The organism is Pseudoalteromonas sp. SR44-8, from assembly GCF_014163635.1.
GTDB lineage: Bacteria > Pseudomonadota > Gammaproteobacteria > Enterobacterales > Alteromonadaceae > Pseudoalteromonas > Pseudoalteromonas rhizosphaerae.
The window spans coordinates 57,838-74,835 of sequence record NZ_JACJDS010000019.1; the positions used below are offsets into that span (position 1 = coordinate 57,838).

18 protein-coding genes are annotated in these 16,998 nt (G+C 40.9%); 17 read left to right on the forward strand and 1 reads right to left on the reverse strand.

Features of this window, described 5'->3' with window-relative positions:
* Positions 1 to 80 precede the first annotated feature (80 nt).
* From coxB to H5183_RS11310, 4 genes are read left to right on the forward strand one after another with little or no spacing between them, the layout of a single operon-like run.
* Positions 81 to 1,223, forward strand: coding sequence for a cytochrome c oxidase subunit II (coxB, locus tag H5183_RS11295; protein WP_145237781.1), 1,143 nt, complete (start codon positions 81 to 83; stop codon positions 1,221 to 1,223).
* Positions 1,223 to 2,821 carry a cytochrome c oxidase subunit I gene (ctaD, locus tag H5183_RS11300; RefSeq protein WP_145237784.1) on the forward strand — a complete coding sequence of 533 codons (1,599 nt, stop codon included), beginning with the start codon at positions 1,223 to 1,225 and terminating at the stop codon, positions 2,819 to 2,821. The genes coxB and ctaD overlap by 1 nt, the downstream gene beginning before the upstream one ends.
* Positions 2,821 to 3,348: a cytochrome c oxidase assembly protein gene (locus tag H5183_RS11305; RefSeq protein ID WP_149980422.1), complete on the forward strand. Its 528-nt coding sequence runs from the start codon at positions 2,821 to 2,823 to the stop codon at positions 3,346 to 3,348. The genes ctaD and H5183_RS11305 overlap by 1 nt, the downstream gene beginning before the upstream one ends.
* Before the next feature lie 35 nt (positions 3,349 to 3,383).
* Positions 3,384 to 4,259 (forward strand): cytochrome c oxidase subunit 3, encoded by an 876-nt coding sequence (locus tag H5183_RS11310; RefSeq protein ID WP_182718544.1) that lies wholly within the window; start codon positions 3,384 to 3,386, stop codon positions 4,257 to 4,259.
* Here the strand turns inward: H5183_RS11310 and H5183_RS21955 are convergent.
* A complete protein-coding gene (locus H5183_RS21955) occupies positions 4,159 to 4,473 on the reverse strand; it encodes a DUF2909 family protein (RefSeq protein ID WP_145237795.1) in 315 nt (104 codons plus the stop codon). The two genes, H5183_RS11310 and H5183_RS21955, sit on opposite strands and share 101 nt — an antisense overlap.
* A gap of 12 nt (positions 4,474 to 4,485) precedes the next feature.
* Between H5183_RS21955 and H5183_RS11320 the strand changes: the two genes are divergently transcribed.
* From H5183_RS11320 to H5183_RS11380, 13 genes are all read left to right on the forward strand, one after another.
* A complete protein-coding gene (locus H5183_RS11320) occupies positions 4,486 to 5,226 on the forward strand; it encodes an SURF1 family protein (protein WP_182731726.1) in 741 nt (246 codons plus the stop codon).
* A complete protein-coding gene (locus tag H5183_RS11325; RefSeq protein ID WP_182731727.1) occupies positions 5,223 to 5,717 on the forward strand; it encodes a transmembrane cytochrome oxidase associated protein in 495 nt (164 codons plus the stop codon). The genes H5183_RS11320 and H5183_RS11325 overlap by 4 nt, the downstream gene beginning before the upstream one ends.
* A gap of 17 nt (positions 5,718 to 5,734) precedes the next feature.
* Positions 5,735 to 6,724, forward strand: coding sequence for a heme A synthase (locus tag H5183_RS11330; RefSeq protein WP_145237805.1), 990 nt, complete (start codon positions 5,735 to 5,737; stop codon positions 6,722 to 6,724).
* Between the two features lie 8 nt (positions 6,725 to 6,732).
* Entirely contained in the window at positions 6,733 to 7,641 is a 909-nt protein-coding gene (gene cyoE / locus H5183_RS11335) for a heme o synthase (RefSeq protein WP_179959138.1), read from the forward strand.
* A complete protein-coding gene (locus H5183_RS11340) occupies positions 7,638 to 8,261 on the forward strand; it encodes an SCO family protein (RefSeq protein ID WP_182731728.1) in 624 nt (207 codons plus the stop codon). Before cyoE ends, H5183_RS11340 begins: the two co-directional genes overlap by 4 nt.
* 170 nt (positions 8,262 to 8,431) lie before the next feature.
* The gene (locus H5183_RS11345; RefSeq protein ID WP_145238313.1) at positions 8,432 to 8,704 is read left to right on the forward strand and encodes a lipid asymmetry maintenance protein MlaB; all 273 of its coding nucleotides are present in this window, start codon (positions 8,432 to 8,434) and stop codon (positions 8,702 to 8,704) included.
* Between the two features lie 9 nt (positions 8,705 to 8,713).
* Entirely contained in the window at positions 8,714 to 9,076 is a 363-nt protein-coding gene (locus tag H5183_RS11350; protein WP_145237813.1) for a response regulator, read from the forward strand.
* 15 nt (positions 9,077 to 9,091) lie between these two features.
* On the forward strand, positions 9,092 to 11,182 hold the full coding sequence (locus H5183_RS11355; protein ID WP_182731729.1) for a chemotaxis protein CheA: 2,091 nt from the start codon (positions 9,092 to 9,094) through the stop codon (positions 11,180 to 11,182).
* The gene (locus H5183_RS11360) at positions 11,179 to 11,664 is read left to right on the forward strand and encodes a chemotaxis protein CheW (protein ID WP_145237819.1); all 486 of its coding nucleotides are present in this window, start codon (positions 11,179 to 11,181) and stop codon (positions 11,662 to 11,664) included. Before H5183_RS11355 ends, H5183_RS11360 begins: the two co-directional genes overlap by 4 nt.
* A gap of 47 nt (positions 11,665 to 11,711) precedes the next feature.
* Positions 11,712 to 14,399 (forward strand): methyl-accepting chemotaxis protein, encoded by a 2,688-nt coding sequence (locus H5183_RS11365; RefSeq protein WP_182731730.1) that lies wholly within the window; start codon positions 11,712 to 11,714, stop codon positions 14,397 to 14,399.
* 121 nt (positions 14,400 to 14,520) lie between these two features.
* Positions 14,521 to 15,342 (forward strand): protein-glutamate O-methyltransferase CheR, encoded by an 822-nt coding sequence (locus H5183_RS11370; protein ID WP_145237825.1) that lies wholly within the window; start codon positions 14,521 to 14,523, stop codon positions 15,340 to 15,342.
* Positions 15,335 to 15,952: a chemoreceptor glutamine deamidase CheD gene (gene cheD / locus H5183_RS11375; protein ID WP_149980431.1), complete on the forward strand. Its 618-nt coding sequence runs from the start codon at positions 15,335 to 15,337 to the stop codon at positions 15,950 to 15,952. The genes H5183_RS11370 and cheD overlap by 8 nt, the downstream gene beginning before the upstream one ends.
* A gap of 10 nt (positions 15,953 to 15,962) precedes the next feature.
* Positions 15,963 to 16,994 (forward strand): chemotaxis response regulator protein-glutamate methylesterase, encoded by a 1,032-nt coding sequence (locus tag H5183_RS11380; protein WP_182731731.1) that lies wholly within the window; start codon positions 15,963 to 15,965, stop codon positions 16,992 to 16,994.
* The last annotated feature ends 4 nt before the right edge of the window (positions 16,995 to 16,998 follow it).

The window sequence follows — 16,998 nt, forward strand, 5'->3', positions numbered from 1 at the left end:
AAAAATAACGAATTGGCGCGAATAAAGCTGTGCCGCCTTTTCGCTTTGCGTTTTGCAATAGCATTTAAAGGAGCCGTCACATGGGTAAATTGAGCTCTACCTTGTGGCTTATATTGTTTGTTCTACCGCAGCAAGTATTGGCTAATAGCCAGTTTAATATGCGTAAGGGCGTAACAGATATAAGTAATGATGTTTATCAGCTGCACATGACAATATTTATTATATGTTGTGTGATTGGGGTCATCGTGTTCGCCGTGATGTTTTGGGCACTGATCCACCACCGTAAATCTAAAGGGGCAAAACCAGCCCAATTTCATGAAAGTACTAAAGTTGAAATCCTTTGGACGGCAATCCCGTTTGTGATTTTAATTGGTATGGCAATTCCTGCGACAAAAACTTTGATTGCAATGGAAGATGCTAGTAAAGCTGATCTCACGATTAAAATTACTGGTTCTCAATGGAAATGGCATTATGAGTACATGGGTGAAGATGTTGAGTTTTATTCAATGCTTGCTACACCTCAAGATGAAATAACTAATCTTGCAAATAAAAACCCTAATTACCTGCTTGAAGTTGATAAACCTTTGGTGTTGCCAATTAATCAAAAAGTACGATTTTTAATGACCTCAGACGACGTTATTCATTCTTGGTGGGTGCCTGATTTTGCAGTGAAAAAAGATGCTAACCCTGGGTTTATCAATGAAACTTGGACCAGAATTAATGAAGAGGGCATTTATCGAGGGCAATGTGCAGAACTATGCGGAAAGGATCATGGCTTTATGCCTGTGGTGGTTGAAGCTAAATCTGAGCAAGCATTTGCAAACTGGCTGAGCGAAGCTAAGCAGGCAAAAGCAAACGCTGCAATTGCTGATGCTGCATTATTAGATCAAACATTACCAAAAGAAGAATTAATGACACTCGGCGAGCAAGTCTATATGGCCAGTTGCGCTGCGTGTCACCAACCAACAGGTATGGGCTTACCGGGGGTTTTCCCGGCGCTCAAAGGCAGTCCGGTAGTATTAGGAGATATTAAAGATCATATTGATGTAGTGCTTCATGGTCGCCCAGGTACCGCTATGCAAGCATTTGACAAGCAGTTATCAATCAAGCAGCTAGCAGCTGTGATCACCTATAAGCGTAATGCATGGGGCAATGACACTGGGGATGTAATTCAACCGAGTCAGATACAAGCCGCGATTGATGCAACTTCGGAGGCTAAATAATGAGTAGCGTAACAGAGCAACAACATGATCAAGCTGCACACCATGATGGACATCATCATCCTGCGAAAGGTTTTAAACGCTGGCTTTATACTACTAACCATAAAGATATCGGTAGCTTATATTTAATTTTTTCGTTGACGATGTTTTTAATTGGTGGCGCCATGGCGATGGTGATCCGCGCAGAGTTATTTCAACCTGGCTTACAGTTGGTAGAGCCTCACTTTTTCAATCAAATGACCACAGTACATGGCTTGATCATGGTATTTGGTGCCGTTATGCCGGCCTTTACAGGATTGGCTAACTGGATGGTACCACTCATGATTGGCGCACCAGATATGGCATTACCACGGATGAATAATTGGAGCTTTTGGATTTTACCTTTTGCTTTTATTATTTTACTGGCATCCCTGTTTATGCCAGGTGGTGGCCCGGCATTTGGCTGGACTTTTTATGCACCACTGTCAACAACTTACAGTAACGATAATACCGCATTATTTGTTTTTGCTATTCACATCATGGGTATTAGCTCAATTATGGGCGCAATCAATGTGATTGTAACTATCGTTAATTTACGTGCGCCAGGTATGACTTGGATGAAGCTGCCGCTGTTTGTGTGGACATGGCTTATCACCGCTTTTTTATTGATTGCTGTGATGCCGGTATTGGCCGGTGCTGTGACTATGGTATTGACTGATAAGTATTTTGCAACCAGCTTTTTTGATGCTGCTGGGGGCGGTGATCCGGTGATGTTCCAGCACATATTTTGGTTTTTTGGTCACCCTGAAGTGTACATTATGATTCTGCCAGCCTTTGGCATTATCTCGACTATAGTGCCGACCTTTTCACGTAAAAAATTATTTGGTTATGCCTCTATGGTATATGCCACATCTTCGATTGCTTTACTTAGCTTTATAGTTTGGGCGCATCATATGTTTACCACAGGTATGCCTGTCGCTGGCGAATTATTTTTTATGTATGCAACTATGCTGATATCGGTGCCAACTGGGGTCAAAGTATTTAACTGGGTAGCCACCATGTGGCGTGGTTCGATTAGTTTTGAAGTGCCTATGTTATTTAGTATTGCGTTTATTGTGTTATTCACTTTAGGTGGTTTCTCTGGGTTGATGCTGGCGATTACTCCTGCTGATTTTCAATACCATGATACTTATTTTGTGGTGGCGCATTTTCATTATGTGTTAGTGACTGGGGCGATATTTTCAATTATGGCCGGGGCGTATTATTGGCTGCCAAAATGGACGGGAAATATGTTCAATATCACCTTGGCTAAATGGCATTTTTGGTTGTCTTTAGTGAGCGTGAATGTATTGTTTTTCCCTATGCACTTTGTTGGTTTGGCCGGTATGCCGCGCCGGATTCCTGACTACGCACTGCAATTTGCAGACTTTAACGCGATTATTAGTATTGGTGGCTTTGCTTTTGGTTTATCACAATTGTTATTTGTGGTTGTAGTATTTAAGTGTGCACGAGGCGGCGATAAAGTGCCCGCCAAAGTGTGGGATGGTGCTGAGGGTTTGGAATGGGAGGTGGCATCGCCTGCGCCTTATCATACTTTTGAAACGCCACCGGAGATTAAGTAATGAGTCATGCACCACTGCTTAAGCGCTTAGTTTTAATATGTCTTGGCATGTTCGCTTTTGCGTTTGCTTTGGTGCCGTTGTACGACGTTTTTTGTGATGTAACAGGCCTTAATGGTAAGCCTTCGTTAGAGCAAGCAAAGCAAAGTACGAGTGTTAATGAGGCACGAGAAATCGACGTAAGCTTCACAACTCATGCGCAAAGTGGAGCGCCATTTGAGGTGCAATCACATGAGTATAGTGTGGTAGTAAAGCCCGGAGCTATGCGCGAAGTGCTGTTTAGAGCAAAAAATACCAGTAATGAAGATAAAGTTATGCAAGCGGTACCGTCGGTGTCTCCAGGCAAAGCAGCTAAGTATTTGCATAAAATGGCTTGCTTTTGTTTCGATCAACAACCTTTGAAAGCAGGTGAAGAAGTGGAATTTAAACTGCTTTTTTATGTTGATACGCAATTACCTGAAGATGTTGAAGAGTTAACTTTGTCTTATACCGTGTTTGATATTAGCGGGCAGATAGTGGCTAGTAATTAGGTTGCCAAGCTAATAGCTAATTAGGAGCAAACAAAATGGATAAAAATTACGAAAAATATTATGTTCCCGCGCAAAGTCCGTGGCCAATAGTTGGCGCATTTGCGATGTTTTTTATTGCTGTTGGTGCAGGTCTTACCGTAATGCAAGCAAGCAGCGGCGGTGGTGCTGGCCATTATGTGCTTTACGCAGGAATTGGTGTGTTGCTGTTTATGCTATTTCGCTGGTTTAAAAATGTCATTGAAGAGTCTGATCAAGGCTTATATTCAGCGCAAATGGATCGCTCGTTTCGTCAAGGTATGAGCTGGTTTATTTTCTCTGAAGTAATGTTTTTTATGGCTTTTTTCGGTGCCCTTTTTTATGCCCGGATGATCTCTGTGCCTTGGCTTGGCGGCGCCGGAAATAATGCCATGACCAATGAGGTACTGTGGCCTACTTTTGAAGCAATCTGGCCATTAGTTACTACACCCGGTGGTAGTACGACACAGGCTATGGGTTGGCAGGGATTGCCGCTGATCAACACATTAATATTACTAACCTCGTCGGTTACCTTACATTTTGCTCATGTAGGCATGGAGAACAATAAGCGTGGGCCATTAAAAGTATTTATGGCACTGACAATCGTATTAGGGGTCTGTTTTTTAGGGCTGCAAGTCGTAGAGTATATGCATGCTTATCAGGATTTAGGACTGACCTTAGATGCTGGCGTATATGGCAATACTTTCTTTTTACTAACCGGCTTTCATGGCATGCATGTGACCTTAGGAACTATTTTATTATTAGTCATGCTGATCCGCATTTTAAAGGGCCACTTTAGCCCAGATAAACATTTTGCGTTTCAAGCCGCAGCTTGGTATTGGCATTTTGTTGATGTGGTGTGGTTGTGTTTATTTGTGTTTGTATATGTGCTGTAACTTTATCAATTGGTGATGAGTTACTGTGGATGAAACCTAGTTTAAGGGCTGCAATAACAACCACTAAGACGATAACAGAAAACAGCACACGACGGCCTAAATAGTGAGACATAGGCCGTCCATCTGTTTTACCCGATACCATAATAAATAAGGCACGGAACAAGTTAAAAAGTATAAATAGTAGCAACAGTACGATAATAATTTTAATAATCACTGGGTCACCTTTATGCAGTTAATTTTATGGCGTAAACAAAAGCTTAGCTCAATTATTACCATTTGCGTGGTAACCATTGTGGTATTGGTGTGTTTACGCCTAGGGTATTGGCAATTACAGCGAGCTGAAAGTAAAACTGAGCAATTAACACAAATAGCAGCCCTGCAAAGTCAGGGAGTAATGAGCTGGCAGCAAATGCAGCAACTGCCTAGTGATTGGAATAAAACGGGCTTGCAGATAAGTATCTCTGGAGTGCTAGATACGCAGCAATATTGGTTGTTAGATAATCAAGTTTACCAAGGTCAGGTTGGCTACGATGTACTTACCTTGCTGCGTTTACAGCAAAGTAAGCAAACTCTGTTGGTGAATTTGGGTTGGGTTAAAGCACCACCTACTCGCCAGCAACTCCCTAGTATAAACCTACCATCGACTCCTTTGGCAATGACCGTGCAATTAAAGCAAGGAAAGCTCAGTGGCTTTACTTTGCAAGATGCACAACACAAGACGGATACAGCATGGCCCAAGCGCGTACAAATTATCGATTTAGCATTGTTTTCACAGCAAACAGGTCGCGACATGATTGACTTTATTGGTTATCGGCAAGGTATCGCGGATGAGATTGCTGCGCCGCATTATCAAGCTGTGGTAATGAGCCCCGAAAAACATCAAGCCTACGCAGTGCAATGGTTATTGATTGCGATTGCCTGCCTTGTTATTGCTGTATTTGCTTTTAAAAAGAAGGAATTACAATGAAAAACAATCCGTTATTAATATTTATTGGCTGTTGTTTAGTGCCTTTAATACTGGCGTATTTGGCGTTAAAGCTTGAGTGGATACCTAGTGCATCGAGTAATAAAGGGGAATTTTTAACACAGGAAATAAAACTACAATATTGGGAAAAAACGGAGCATAAACAATGGACTATTGCTTTAAATCACCCAGCACAATGCCAACAAGCTTGTGCACAGCAGTTACAAGCACTAGAGAACCTCTACATCGCTCTTGGTAAAAATCAAGGTAAAGTCGATGTCGCCATCCTTGGCCAGACACAGCAAAAAGAGCTGCCATGGCGTCAGTTACCTGAGGTTGATGTACTGCAACCAGCTAGTTTATATCTAATTGATCATATGGGCTTAGTGGTCTTGCAGTATCCTTACCATAGTGAGCCACAGCAAAACCGTTTGACTCAAAAAGGACTGTTAAAAGATTTAAAAAAATTACTTAACTATTCGCGTTCTAGCTAATTTAAGGAGTGCCAATTATGTATAAAAACTATAAACATTTGGTATTAGCCACTTTTATGTTATCGATCTTAGTTGTTGGCTTAGGGGCTTATACGCGCTTGAGTGATGCCGGATTGGGTTGTCCGGATTGGCCCGGTTGCTATGGCTTTTTGACGGTACCCAAGCATGAGGCTGATTTAGCCCATGTAGAGCAAACCTACCCAGATATGATGTTCGAAACCGCTAAAGCGTGGAAAGAAATGATCCATCGCTATTTTGCCGGCACGTTAGGTTTACTTATTTTAGCGTTATTTATATTGGCTTTATTAAAACGTCAATATCCAACCACGCCAATTAAATTACCCTTACTATTACTAATACTGGTGGTGTTCCAAGCGGCTTTAGGGATGTGGACCGTCACCATGAATTTACAGCCGCTGATTGTATTGGGGCACTTATTAGGTGGATTTAGTATTTTATCATTGGTTACATTATTGTATTTACGGCTAACGGCAAAACCAATTTTTGGCGGCGACGCCCCAGCTCGGCGTTACTTTAAACTTAGTCTAGTCGCATTAGTGGTATTGGTATTGCAAATAGCGCTAGGCGGTTGGCTTGCTGCTAATTATGCGGCGCCGCACTGCAATGGCTTGCCATTGTGTAGTTACGGACAGCCGTTTTCATTGAGTAGCGTATTTCAGTTGCCATTAGAGCAAAGTACTTATGAATATGGTGTACTTTCACAGCAGGCTAGGATGTCGATCCATTTATTACATCGAATGTGGGCGTTAGTTACCTGTGTAGTATTAGCGCTGATCATGTGGCGCATTTATAGCCGTGCTGTGTCGAGAAAAATAAAGCATTGTACAGTCTCCGTATTGGTCGCGTTGCTGTGTCAAATTTGTTTGGGCTTGGCGGTTGTGCACTGGCATTTCCCGCTCGGCGTTGCGCTGGCACATAATTTAATGGCTGCCATACTATTGTTAACAGTCGTTCGTTTATGTTTTTACTTAAAAGCACGTACATAGGGGCAGTTATGACACCTTTAATAGCAATAACAAAGTTAGCACCTAGCCAAATTAGCGGCTTAATAAATGATTATTTAGCGATCAGTAAATTTAAAGTAGTCGCGATGTTGGTATTAACAGCATGGGTTGGTTTAGCGCTGGCACCCGATGTTGGTCGTGGTATTGGCGTACAGTTTATTAGTTTACTGGGGATTGGCTTGTTATCCGCTGCAGCTGCGGTGATCAATCATGTAGTTGATAGCGAAATAGATAGTAAAATGGCACGTACACGCCATCGGCCAGTTGCTAAGGGGCGGTTATCTAAACTGCATGCTTTAAGTTTTGCCGCTGTTATTGGGGTGAGTGGTTTCATTATGTTGATGATCTGGGCTAATACTTTAACCGCTGTATTAACCTTATTTGCGTTAGTTGGTTATGCGTTTATTTATACCTCCTTTTTAAAGCGTGCAACGCCACAAAATATTGTTATAGGAGGACTCGCAGGGGCCATGCCGCCGTTGTTAGGGTGGGTATCAGAAACCGGGCACATGGCAGCTGCTCCTTGGTTATTGGTGATGATCATATTTACTTGGACTCCGCCGCATTTTTGGGCGTTGGCAATTGCTCGCAAAAGTGATTACGAACGCGCTAAGATCCCCATGTTGCCAGTCACTCATGGCATTGATTTTTGTAAAACCTGTGTAGTTGCATACTCTATTTTATTGGCTTTGGTATGTGTATTGCCTTATTTAATTGGTATGTCGGGGCTCATTTATTTAATTGCTGCGACATTACTTAATGGGATTTTTATCTATAAAGCGGTAAAACTAAAAATAGCGGGGAATGACGATACAGCAATGGATTTATTCCGTTTTTCAATTATTCATTTAATGATACTCTTTGTCGCCTTATTTATAGATAAATGGTTCGTTATATGAATAGCTTAGCAGTTAAGTGTGGGGCGAGAGTGTGGTTGGCGTTAAGTTTATTGCTGTTAACAGCTTGTAGTGACAGCGCTATGCCTGACGTTGAAGCTTTGGTATATGAACAAGCCAAACCTTTGAGTGATTTTACTTTACAAGATCAAAATGCTCAGCCAGTAACTAAGCAAACATTGCAAGGTCAATGGAATTTAGTGTTTTTAGGTTATACCAGTTGCCCAGATATTTGCCCTCTGACATTAGCTAAACTCAATGGCGTTTATAAAGCGTTGAAAGATGAATACCCATTGCAAATTTGGTTTTTAGCGGTCGATCCAAAACGCGATACAGTCGCTAAACGCAAAGCCTACATTGATTATTTTAATCCTGATTTTTTAGCGGTCTCAGGGGAACATAAAGATCTATTTCCACTAGTTAGAGAGTTAGGTTTGATTTACGCAATTAGTAATAGTGATGAGCAAGAATATGCCGTTGACCATAGTGCTTCAATTGCGATGGTTGATCCTCAAGGGGCGGTAAGGGCCATATTTAAACCTGAATTTAAACAGGGCAGTGTGCCATTAATTAATGCTAAATTATTAATAACTGAGTTTAAACAGATTGCGGATCATTATTAATAGAATAAGTATATTTTAATTATTTTCGAGGAGCGTTTAGCTCCTTTTTTGTTTTTCTTTTATCCCCCCTGTAAATAATTTCACTCTTTTTTCAACGCATTTATGGCATTTTTACTAACTCAGTCTAAGCTTTTGTTATGAATTGGTTAAACATGGAAAGTGCGAACAATATGATGAAGCTTCCCGCTGAACTAGCAATCACCCAAGTTGAAAACTTACACCAAGATTTATTACAAGAATTACACCGCAATGATGATGTTTGTTTAGACATTAGTGAAGTTGTACGCGTAGATACTGCCTCGATTCAACTATTGTGTGCTCTGCAAAAGCACTTGCTGTGCGTACATCACAAAATTATTTGGGTTGGGCAAAGTGAGCCTTTAAAAAATGCCATTAATCGCTTAGGCCTGAGTGAATATCTAATACTAGAAAATGCAGATTAAGGAGTTCATATGAAAAGAATTTTAGCCGTGGATGATTCGGCATCGATGCGTCAAATGGTGAGTTTTACACTGAAAAAGGCGGGTTTTGATGTCACTGAGGCAAAGGACGGAAGTGAAGCACTTAGCATCGCAAAACAACAAGGTTTTGATGCTGTGATTTCCGATGTCAACATGCCAGTGATGGATGGTATTACTTTGATCAGGGAGTTACGCACCTTACCAAACTATAAATTTACGCCATTGCTAATGCTAACAACAGAATCAGGAATGGACAAAAAAGTAGAAGGGAAAGCTGCTGGTGCAACAGGCTGGATAGTTAAACCTTTTAATCCTGAACAGTTATTAGCGGTTTTAAAAAAAGTAATTCGCTAATCTAGGGGATGGGGTATGAGTATAGATTTAACTCAATTTTTTGAAGTCTTCTTTGAGGAAAGTTTTGAAGGCTTAGATGCGATGGAAGCTGAGTTATTAAACTTGGTACCTGGCGAAGAAGATTTAGAAACAATCAATACCATTTTTCGTGCTGCGCATTCTATCAAAGGCGGCAGTGGTACATTTGGTTTTAACTCTGTGTCTGACTTTACTCATGTGCTAGAAACCCTGTTAGATCAAATTCGTGAGGGGAAACGAGAGCTTACCGCAGAGCATGTTAACCTATTACTTAAATCTGTTGATTGCTTGCGGGAGTTACTTCGTGGCTTACAAGCAGAGCAAGAACCTAATTTAGACGAAGCTATTGCACTGAGAATTAAGTTTGAACAGATTTTAGGGGTAGATCAAGGCGAAAAAAATAAACTGGAAGTCACTGCTAGCCCCGCTCAACTTGCGCTAAACACCTATCAGATTGATTTTAAACCACATCATCATTTATTTAAAACAGGCAATGAGCCACTGTATATGATCAGTGAGTTGGCTGAATTGGGCGATTTAGAGACTCAAGCTTTCAATAATGAGATCCCTGACATTGCTGATTTAAGTCCCGATGATTGTTTTTTATCTTGGCGATTCTTTTTAAACACAGCAAAAGATGAGAGTGCGATTCGAGAAATATTTGAGTGGGTTGAAGATGATGCTGATATTACCATCGCGTTGTGCGGAGGGTTATTTGCTGATGATGATGATGCGCAAATTACAACACCTGATGTAATTGAGGAAAACCGTAATTCAACTTCAGCCCCTGCAGTTGTCAATGTTGCTGCGGTTAAACCAATAAAAAAAGGCACTGCGGTCAAAGCAAGCACTCCAGCTGCAGAATCTACTTCAATCAGAGTAGGCATAGATAAAGTTGATTCATTGATCAATATGGTTGGAGAGCTGGTTATCACTCAAGCCATGTTGAGCCAAATTGGTCAACAAGAGATCACCGAAGCGACTATCGCCTCTTTGCAGGAAGGTTTAGCGCAATTGGCTCATAATACTCGTGATTTACAAGAAAATGTAATGCGTATCCGAATGCTGCCAATCAGCTTTGTATTTAGTCGTTTTCCGCGTTTAGTACGAGATATTTCGCAAAAGCTAAATAAGCAAGTTGAGCTAAAACTGTTAGGTGAACAGACCGAGCTTGATAAAACTGTAATGGAAAAAATATCAGATCCTATGGTGCACTTAGTACGAAATTCGCTGGATCATGGGCTAGAAACGGTTGATCAGCGCCTTGCTGCAGGTAAAGACCCAGTCGGTACAGTCACACTTAATGCATTTCACCAAGGTGGCAATATTGTTATAGAGATCATGGATGACGGACAAGGCCTTAATACTGTAAAGATTAAACAAAAAGCGTTTGCTAATGGGCTCGTAAGCGAAGCTGATGAGTTGGATGATGATGAAATTAATGAGCTCATTTTTATGCCCGGTTTTTCAACCGCAGATGAGGTAAGTGATATATCCGGACGTGGTGTTGGTATGGATGTGGTCAGGCGTAATATCCAATCACTCAATGGCTCGGTTGAAGTGTCATCTGCTGCAGGTGTTGGGTCTACCTTTACTATTCGCTTGCCACTTACTCTGGCTATTTTAGATGGTCAGTTAGTGAGGGTTGCAAAGCACACCTATATTATTCCATTAATATCTATTGTTGAATCATTACAAATAGATATCAGCAAAGTCAGCCGAGTGGGTAAAGACCTAGATGTACTTAGACTGCGTGATGAATACATTCCTATCTTGCGTTTATACAGTATTTTTAATCATCAAGGTGCGATAGAAACGCTTGATAAAACCTTGTTAGTGGTGGTTGAAAGCGATAACCAAAAAATTGGTTTGTTAGTTGACGATTTATTGTCACAGCAACAAGTAGTGATTAAAAGTTTAGAAGCTAATTACCAAAAAGTAGATGGCGTGTCAGGTGCCACTATATTAGGGGATGGTCGGGTTTCGTTGATTGTCGATATCAGCGGCTTAATTAAATTATCAGGATTAAGAAAACCCGGTAGCCAAGAATTGATTATTGAATCGCAAGCCAACTTGGAGGCTTCATGATCTCTGCGCACAGCGAATTAGATAACAAAATAATGCTTGAACAGGCCCAAGGAGTTAAGCAGTTTTTAACCTTTATTATGGCTGATGAAGAATACGGTGTTGATATTTTAACTGTTCAAGAAATTCGCAGTTGGGAGGAGATCACCGAGATCCCGAATGCCCCAGATTATGTAAAAGGGGTGATTAATCTACGTGGCACCATAGTACCTATTTTAGATCTTAGATTACGGTTTGGCTTAGCGACGATTGACTATGGACCTTTAACAGTGGTGATCGTAGTGAAAGTAATTTTTGAGCAAAATAGCAAGATTATGGGAATGGTAGTCGATGCCGTATCTGATGTTTACAGTATTGTAGAGCAAGATGCGAAGACGGTGCCTAACTTTAGCGGCTCAGAGAATGCTGAATTTATCGCAGGGTTAGTGAATGTCGGTGAGAAGATGGTCGCGTTATTGGACCTGCAAAAAACAATGGATATTTAGCCAAATACTAAATATAGCAAATGGTGATCAACAAGAAGGTGATGGGCATGGGGTGGTTTAGTAATTCTAAAAAATCAAATAATGATTTAATCGTTACGGCATTAAATAAGTCACTTGCGGTGATTGAGTTTGAACCTAGCGGCATAATTATTACGGCGAATAATAACTTTTTAGATGTAATGGGTTACCCCTTAGAAGAAATTCAGGGCCAGCATCATTCAATATTTGTATCTAAAAAAGAAGCTCAGAGCAGTGAATATAAAAGCTTTTGGCAAAGCTTGAAAGACGGAGAGTTTATTGCTGATGAGTTTAAGCGGATCAGTAAAAGTGGCAAAGAAGTGTGGATCCAAGCAACTTATAATCCCGTTAAGGATGAGCATGGAAATGTTATAAAAGTTGTGAAATTTGCCAGTGATATTTCGGCGCAAAAGATGGTCGCTGTTGAAGCTGCGGGGCAAATTGCTGCTATTAGCAAATCTCAAGCGGTGATTGAGTTTGATTTAGATGGCAGCGTGTTGACCGCGAATGACAACTTTTTGCAGACATTTGGTTATCAGTTAGAGGAAATAGTCGGGCGGCATCATCGTATATTTATTGAGCCTGAGGTTGCTAAAAGTGAGCAATACCAACTGTTTTGGCAAAAATTAGGTCGTGGTGAATTTGACTCCGGTGAGTATTTACGTATTGCTAAAGATGGCAGTGAGGTATGGATCCAAGCATCTTATAATCCAATATTTGATCTCAGTGGCAAACCTTATAAGGTGGTTAAATATGCGACAGACATCACAGCTCAAAAAGAATTAGAAAAAGAATCTAAAAGGGATGCTGATCTATCGAGCGCATTAACGATCTGCCAGGCGAGTGTGATGATGGCAGACAATGATTTACAGATAGTGTTTGCTAATAATCAATTAAAACAAATGCTCCAAGCCAGACAAGGTGAGCTACAGAGTGTACTAGGTGATTTTTCCGTCAATAGTATAGTGGGCTCAAGTATTACGGCATTTTTTGAAAATACAGCACAGCAGGCTCAGTTGTATACAAACTTGACCGACTCTATTGAATCAAAACTAGAAATTGCATCATTAATTTTTAATATTATTGCGACCCCTTGGTTTAATAAAGAAGGCAAACGATTAGGAACTATAATTGAGTGGCAAGATTTAACCGAAAGTATTAAAAAAGCGACTGCTGAAAAACGTGCTGCTGAAGAAAATCTTAGGGTGCGTCAAGCTCTGGATCGAGTTGCAACAAATACCATGATTGCAAATACGAAAAACGATATTATTTATATGAATGAAGCGGTGCAAAATATGATGCGCAACGCTGAGCAAGATTTACGTCGCGATTTACCTAATTTTGATAGTAGCCAGTTATTAGGGCAAAACATTGATGTATTTCATAAAAATCCAGCGCATCAACGCAATCTGTTAAGCAAGCTAACCGATACTTACAGTGCAGAGATACTGGTTGGCGGGCGCACTTTTGGTTTAGTTGCTAACCCTATTTTTAACTCAGAAAATGAACGAATCGGCACTGTGGTGGAATGGGAAGATCGAACAGCTGAAGTGGCAATGGAAAAAGAGATGGCTGATTTAGTTAGCTCGGCAGGTAAAGGTAATCTTGAAGCCCGTGTTACAGAGCAAGGTAAAGGCGGTTTCTTTTTACGCTTAGCTAAAGGCCTAAATGGTTTAATTGGTATTGTTGATGATGCTGTCACCGGTACTGGTAATATGCTTGATGCGATGGCCAATGGTGACTTATCACAACGCATAGAGCAAGAGTATCAGGGCTCGTTTGAAAAGCTTAAGCGTGATGCCAATACCACGGCTGATAAATTAACGGAAGTCATTAATCGTATTAATACCTCGGCAACCTTAGTGGCAAGTGGAGCTGAGGAAATATCTCAAGGCAACGCTGATCTAAGCCAGCGTACTGAAGAGCAGGCATCATCGCTTGAAGAAACAGCATCAAGCATGGAGGAAATGACCAGTACAGTACGTCAAAATGCTGATAATGCAAAAGTGGTTAATGAATTAGCTGAAGAAACGCGCGATAAAGCGCAGCAAGGTGGCGAAGTTGTTAATCGCGCGGTGATCAGCATGTCGGCAATTAATGAGTCGAGTAAAAAAATTGCCGATATTATTAGTGTGATTGACGAGATTGCCTTTCAAACTAATTTATTAGCTCTTAATGCCGCTGTTGAAGCTGCAAGAGCTGGTGAGCAAGGCCGTGGCTTTGCTGTTGTTGCTGGGGAAGTGCGTAATTTAGCGCAGCGTTCAGCGGGTGCTGCAAAAGAAATTAAAGAGTTGATCAGAGATAGCGTTGGTAAGGTTGAAGATGGCACTTTATTAGTTAATGAATCAGGAGCCACTTTAAAAGAAATTGTTATTGCAGTGCAAAAAGTAACTGAAATGATATCTGATATTGCAGCAGCATCCGAAGAGCAAAGTTCAGGTATTGAGCAAGTCAACAAAGCTATTTCGCAAATGGATGAAATGACCCAGCAAAATGCGGCCTTAGTTGAGCAAGCATCAGCGGCCAGCGAGTCAATGTCAGAGCAAGCGAATGATATGACCCGGTTACTGAACTTTTTTACTATAAGTCAGCAAGACGCTGTAATTAATACTGCATCAGTAACTCCTACTACCGCGCCACCACGTAGTAATAATATCCGTAGTAAAGCGCGAGGTAATAACTTTGCTAATTCAGCTGATGAATGGGAGGAATTTTAACGTTTTTTGCAATCGCATTACTAGTTAAGCCTCTGTACTTTGAAAAATCCAGAGTCTTAACTTTTAGCAATTTTGTTAATATTCAATCGCAGCTCAGTCACGCCTATTGCGAGTAATTGTAATGAAAGAGTTTTTACTAACCGACCATGATTTCAAGCAAATAGCTGCAATAGTTTATGACGCGTGTGGCATTGTATTAGGTGATCATAAACGAGAAATGGTCTATTCACGTCTTGCTCGTCGGCTCAGAACATTGCAGCTGACAAATTTTAAACAGTATTTAGCTTATTTAGAGGCACATAAAGAGCAAGAATTTAGTGATTTTATCAATGCAATAACAACTAATCTGACTTCTTTTTTTCGTGAATCACATCATTTTGATTATTTGCAATCCCATGTAATACCCAAGTTATTAGTGACAAATAAAAGCACTCGGCGAGTTCGGATATGGTCTGCAGGTTGTTCAACTGGGGAAGAACCCTATTCTTTAGCTATGACCTTACATGGGTTATTTCCAGCCGATTGGGATGTGAAAATTTTAGCCACTGATTTGGATTCAAATGTATTAGCTAAAGCACAATCAGGTACCTACACTGCGGCTAATGTGAATGGACTTGAACAACATCAATTACAGCGCTGGTTTTTAAAAACTAAAGATGGTGAGTTATTCAAAGTTAAACCTGAATTACAGCAAAAAATTCATTTTAAGCGGTTGAATTTATTACAAGACTGGCCAATGAAAGGGCCTTTTGACGTGATCTTTTGTCGTAATGTGGTGATTTATTTTGATAAAGAAACAAAAGATCAGTTATTCCACCGTTATTGTCATATTTTAGCTGAACATGGGTACCTATTATTAGGTCATTCTGAAACCATGGGAAAGGAGCATAGTGAGTTTAAAAACTTAGGTAAAACTATGTATCAGAAGGTGATTTATGGATAGTCATTTTAAGCCAGTATTACATGGGTTTGAGCATATTAAGCGGTTTTGGGACTCAGGTCAGCGGCAAGTTATTGCTAAAGTATTGCCCGGTGAGTTTTACGTGTCAAAAAACGATGAGGTGATTTCCACTGTGCTAGGTTCATGTATTGCTGCTTGCATTTATGATGACAAGCTTGGTGTGGGTGGCATGAATCACTTTATGTTACCGATTGAAAAAGGCGTAGAGCCAACTAGTGCGCATAACTTAAATTGTCGTTATGGTAACTGGGCGATGGAGTTTTTAATTAATGAAGTACTTAAAAATGGCGCCTCTAGGCAAAATCTAAAAATAAAACTGTTTGGCGGCGGTAAAATTATTCGCTCGATGACAGATATTGGCCTTGGTAATATTCGCTTTGCTTACTCTTATGTGCAAGAAGAAGGGCTAGAATTAGTGTCTCATGATGTGGGGGGGCCTTGGCCGCGTAAGGTCAATTTTAACCCTCAAACAGGCAAAGCGCAGGTTAAAAAATTGCGCGACATGCACACTGATGTGATTGAAAAACGCGAAGTCCGTTATTTACATGATATCGAAGAACAAGATTCTAAAACCGATATTGAGTTATTTTAAGGGGTAAAAAATGGTCAAGGTGTTAGTGATTGATGACTCGCCATTGATTCGACGAGTATTGACGGAGGTACTGCACCAGGCTGATGATATTCAGGTCGTAGGGTGTGCAGAAGACCCTTATCAAGCACGAGAAATGATTAAGCAACTTAATCCCGATGTGCTGACTTTAGATATTGAAATGCCGAAAATGGATGGCATTAGTTTTTTGAAAAACCTAATGCGTCTACGGCCTATGCCTGTGGTAATGATATCAACGCTCACCCAAAAAGGTTCACCGATGACTTTGGAGGCGCTAGAATTAGGGGCAGTTGATTTTATAGCTAAGCCGACAGTCAATGTATCTGAGCAATTAAGCCAGTATGCTAAATTAGTGCAACAAAAGGTCCGTACGGCAGCGTCGGCAAGAGTACGGCCTTTTAAATTAAGCCAAGTACAACCTATCGAAACGTTAAGTAATGCACAGTTTAGTATCAATAAGGTTTTGGCGATTGGAGCTTCAACAGGAGGAACAGAGGCGATTAAAGAGGTGCTAATAAGAATGCCAGAAAACTGCCCTCCGATCGTTATCACGCAGCATATTCCACCTGTGTTTAGTAGTTCATTTGCTTTGCGCATGGATAGGACATGTACTATCAATGTCAAAGAGGCGCAGCAAGGCGATAAGTTAAAAGCTGGCTGGGCGTTTATCGCCCCGGGTGGTCAACACTTAAGCGTTATACAGCAAGGAGGCAGCTTATATTGTCAGCTTGATGAGAGCGAGCCGGTTAACCGTCATCGTCCTGCGGTTGATGTATTGTTTAACTCGCTGGTTAAAGTGTGCCCTAAAAATACCATCGCAGCTTTATTAACGGGTATGGGGAGCGATGGTGCGCAAGGTTTACTGGCGCTAAAACAGCATGGTGCTTATACCGTAGCGCAAGATGAACTATCGTCAGTGGTATGGGGCATGCCTAAAGCCGCTGTAGAGATCGGAGCAGCTTTAGCGGTGGTCTCGCTTGATAAAGTGACGCAGCATCTACTAAACCAAGCAATGAAAAAGTAGTCAC

Bases quoted from the DNA above. Each gene is read 5' to 3' on its own strand.
- cyoE (WP_179959138.1), top strand. From the start codon at position 6,733: ATGACACCTTTAATAGCAATAACAAAGTTAGCACCTAGCCAAATTAGC.
- cheD (WP_149980431.1), top strand. From the start codon at position 15,335: ATGGATAGTCATTTTAAGCCAGTATTACATGGGTTTGAGCATATTAAG.
- H5183_RS11305 (WP_149980422.1), top strand. From the start codon at position 2,821: ATGAGTCATGCACCACTGCTTAAGCGCTTAGTTTTAATATGTCTTGGC.
- H5183_RS11325 (WP_182731727.1), top strand. From the start codon at position 5,223: ATGAAAAACAATCCGTTATTAATATTTATTGGCTGTTGTTTAGTGCCT.
- H5183_RS11310 (WP_182718544.1), top strand. From the start codon at position 3,384: ATGGATAAAAATTACGAAAAATATTATGTTCCCGCGCAAAGTCCGTGG.
- H5183_RS11345 (WP_145238313.1), top strand. From the start codon at position 8,432: ATGATGAAGCTTCCCGCTGAACTAGCAATCACCCAAGTTGAAAACTTA.
- H5183_RS11365 (WP_182731730.1), top strand. From the start codon at position 11,712: ATGGGGTGGTTTAGTAATTCTAAAAAATCAAATAATGATTTAATCGTT.
- coxB (WP_145237781.1), top strand. From the start codon at position 81: ATGGGTAAATTGAGCTCTACCTTGTGGCTTATATTGTTTGTTCTACCG.
- H5183_RS11370 (WP_145237825.1), top strand. From the start codon at position 14,521: ATGAAAGAGTTTTTACTAACCGACCATGATTTCAAGCAAATAGCTGCA.
- H5183_RS11355 (WP_182731729.1), top strand. From the start codon at position 9,092: ATGAGTATAGATTTAACTCAATTTTTTGAAGTCTTCTTTGAGGAAAGT.
- H5183_RS11340 (WP_182731728.1), top strand. From the start codon at position 7,638: ATGAATAGCTTAGCAGTTAAGTGTGGGGCGAGAGTGTGGTTGGCGTTA.
- H5183_RS11330 (WP_145237805.1), top strand. From the start codon at position 5,735: ATGTATAAAAACTATAAACATTTGGTATTAGCCACTTTTATGTTATCG.
- H5183_RS11360 (WP_145237819.1), top strand. From the start codon at position 11,179: ATGATCTCTGCGCACAGCGAATTAGATAACAAAATAATGCTTGAACAG.
- H5183_RS11350 (WP_145237813.1), top strand. From the start codon at position 8,714: ATGAAAAGAATTTTAGCCGTGGATGATTCGGCATCGATGCGTCAAATG.
- ctaD (WP_145237784.1), top strand. From the start codon at position 1,223: ATGAGTAGCGTAACAGAGCAACAACATGATCAAGCTGCACACCATGAT.
- H5183_RS11320 (WP_182731726.1), top strand. From the start codon at position 4,486: ATGCAGTTAATTTTATGGCGTAAACAAAAGCTTAGCTCAATTATTACC.
- H5183_RS11380 (WP_182731731.1), top strand. From the start codon at position 15,963: ATGGTCAAGGTGTTAGTGATTGATGACTCGCCATTGATTCGACGAGTA.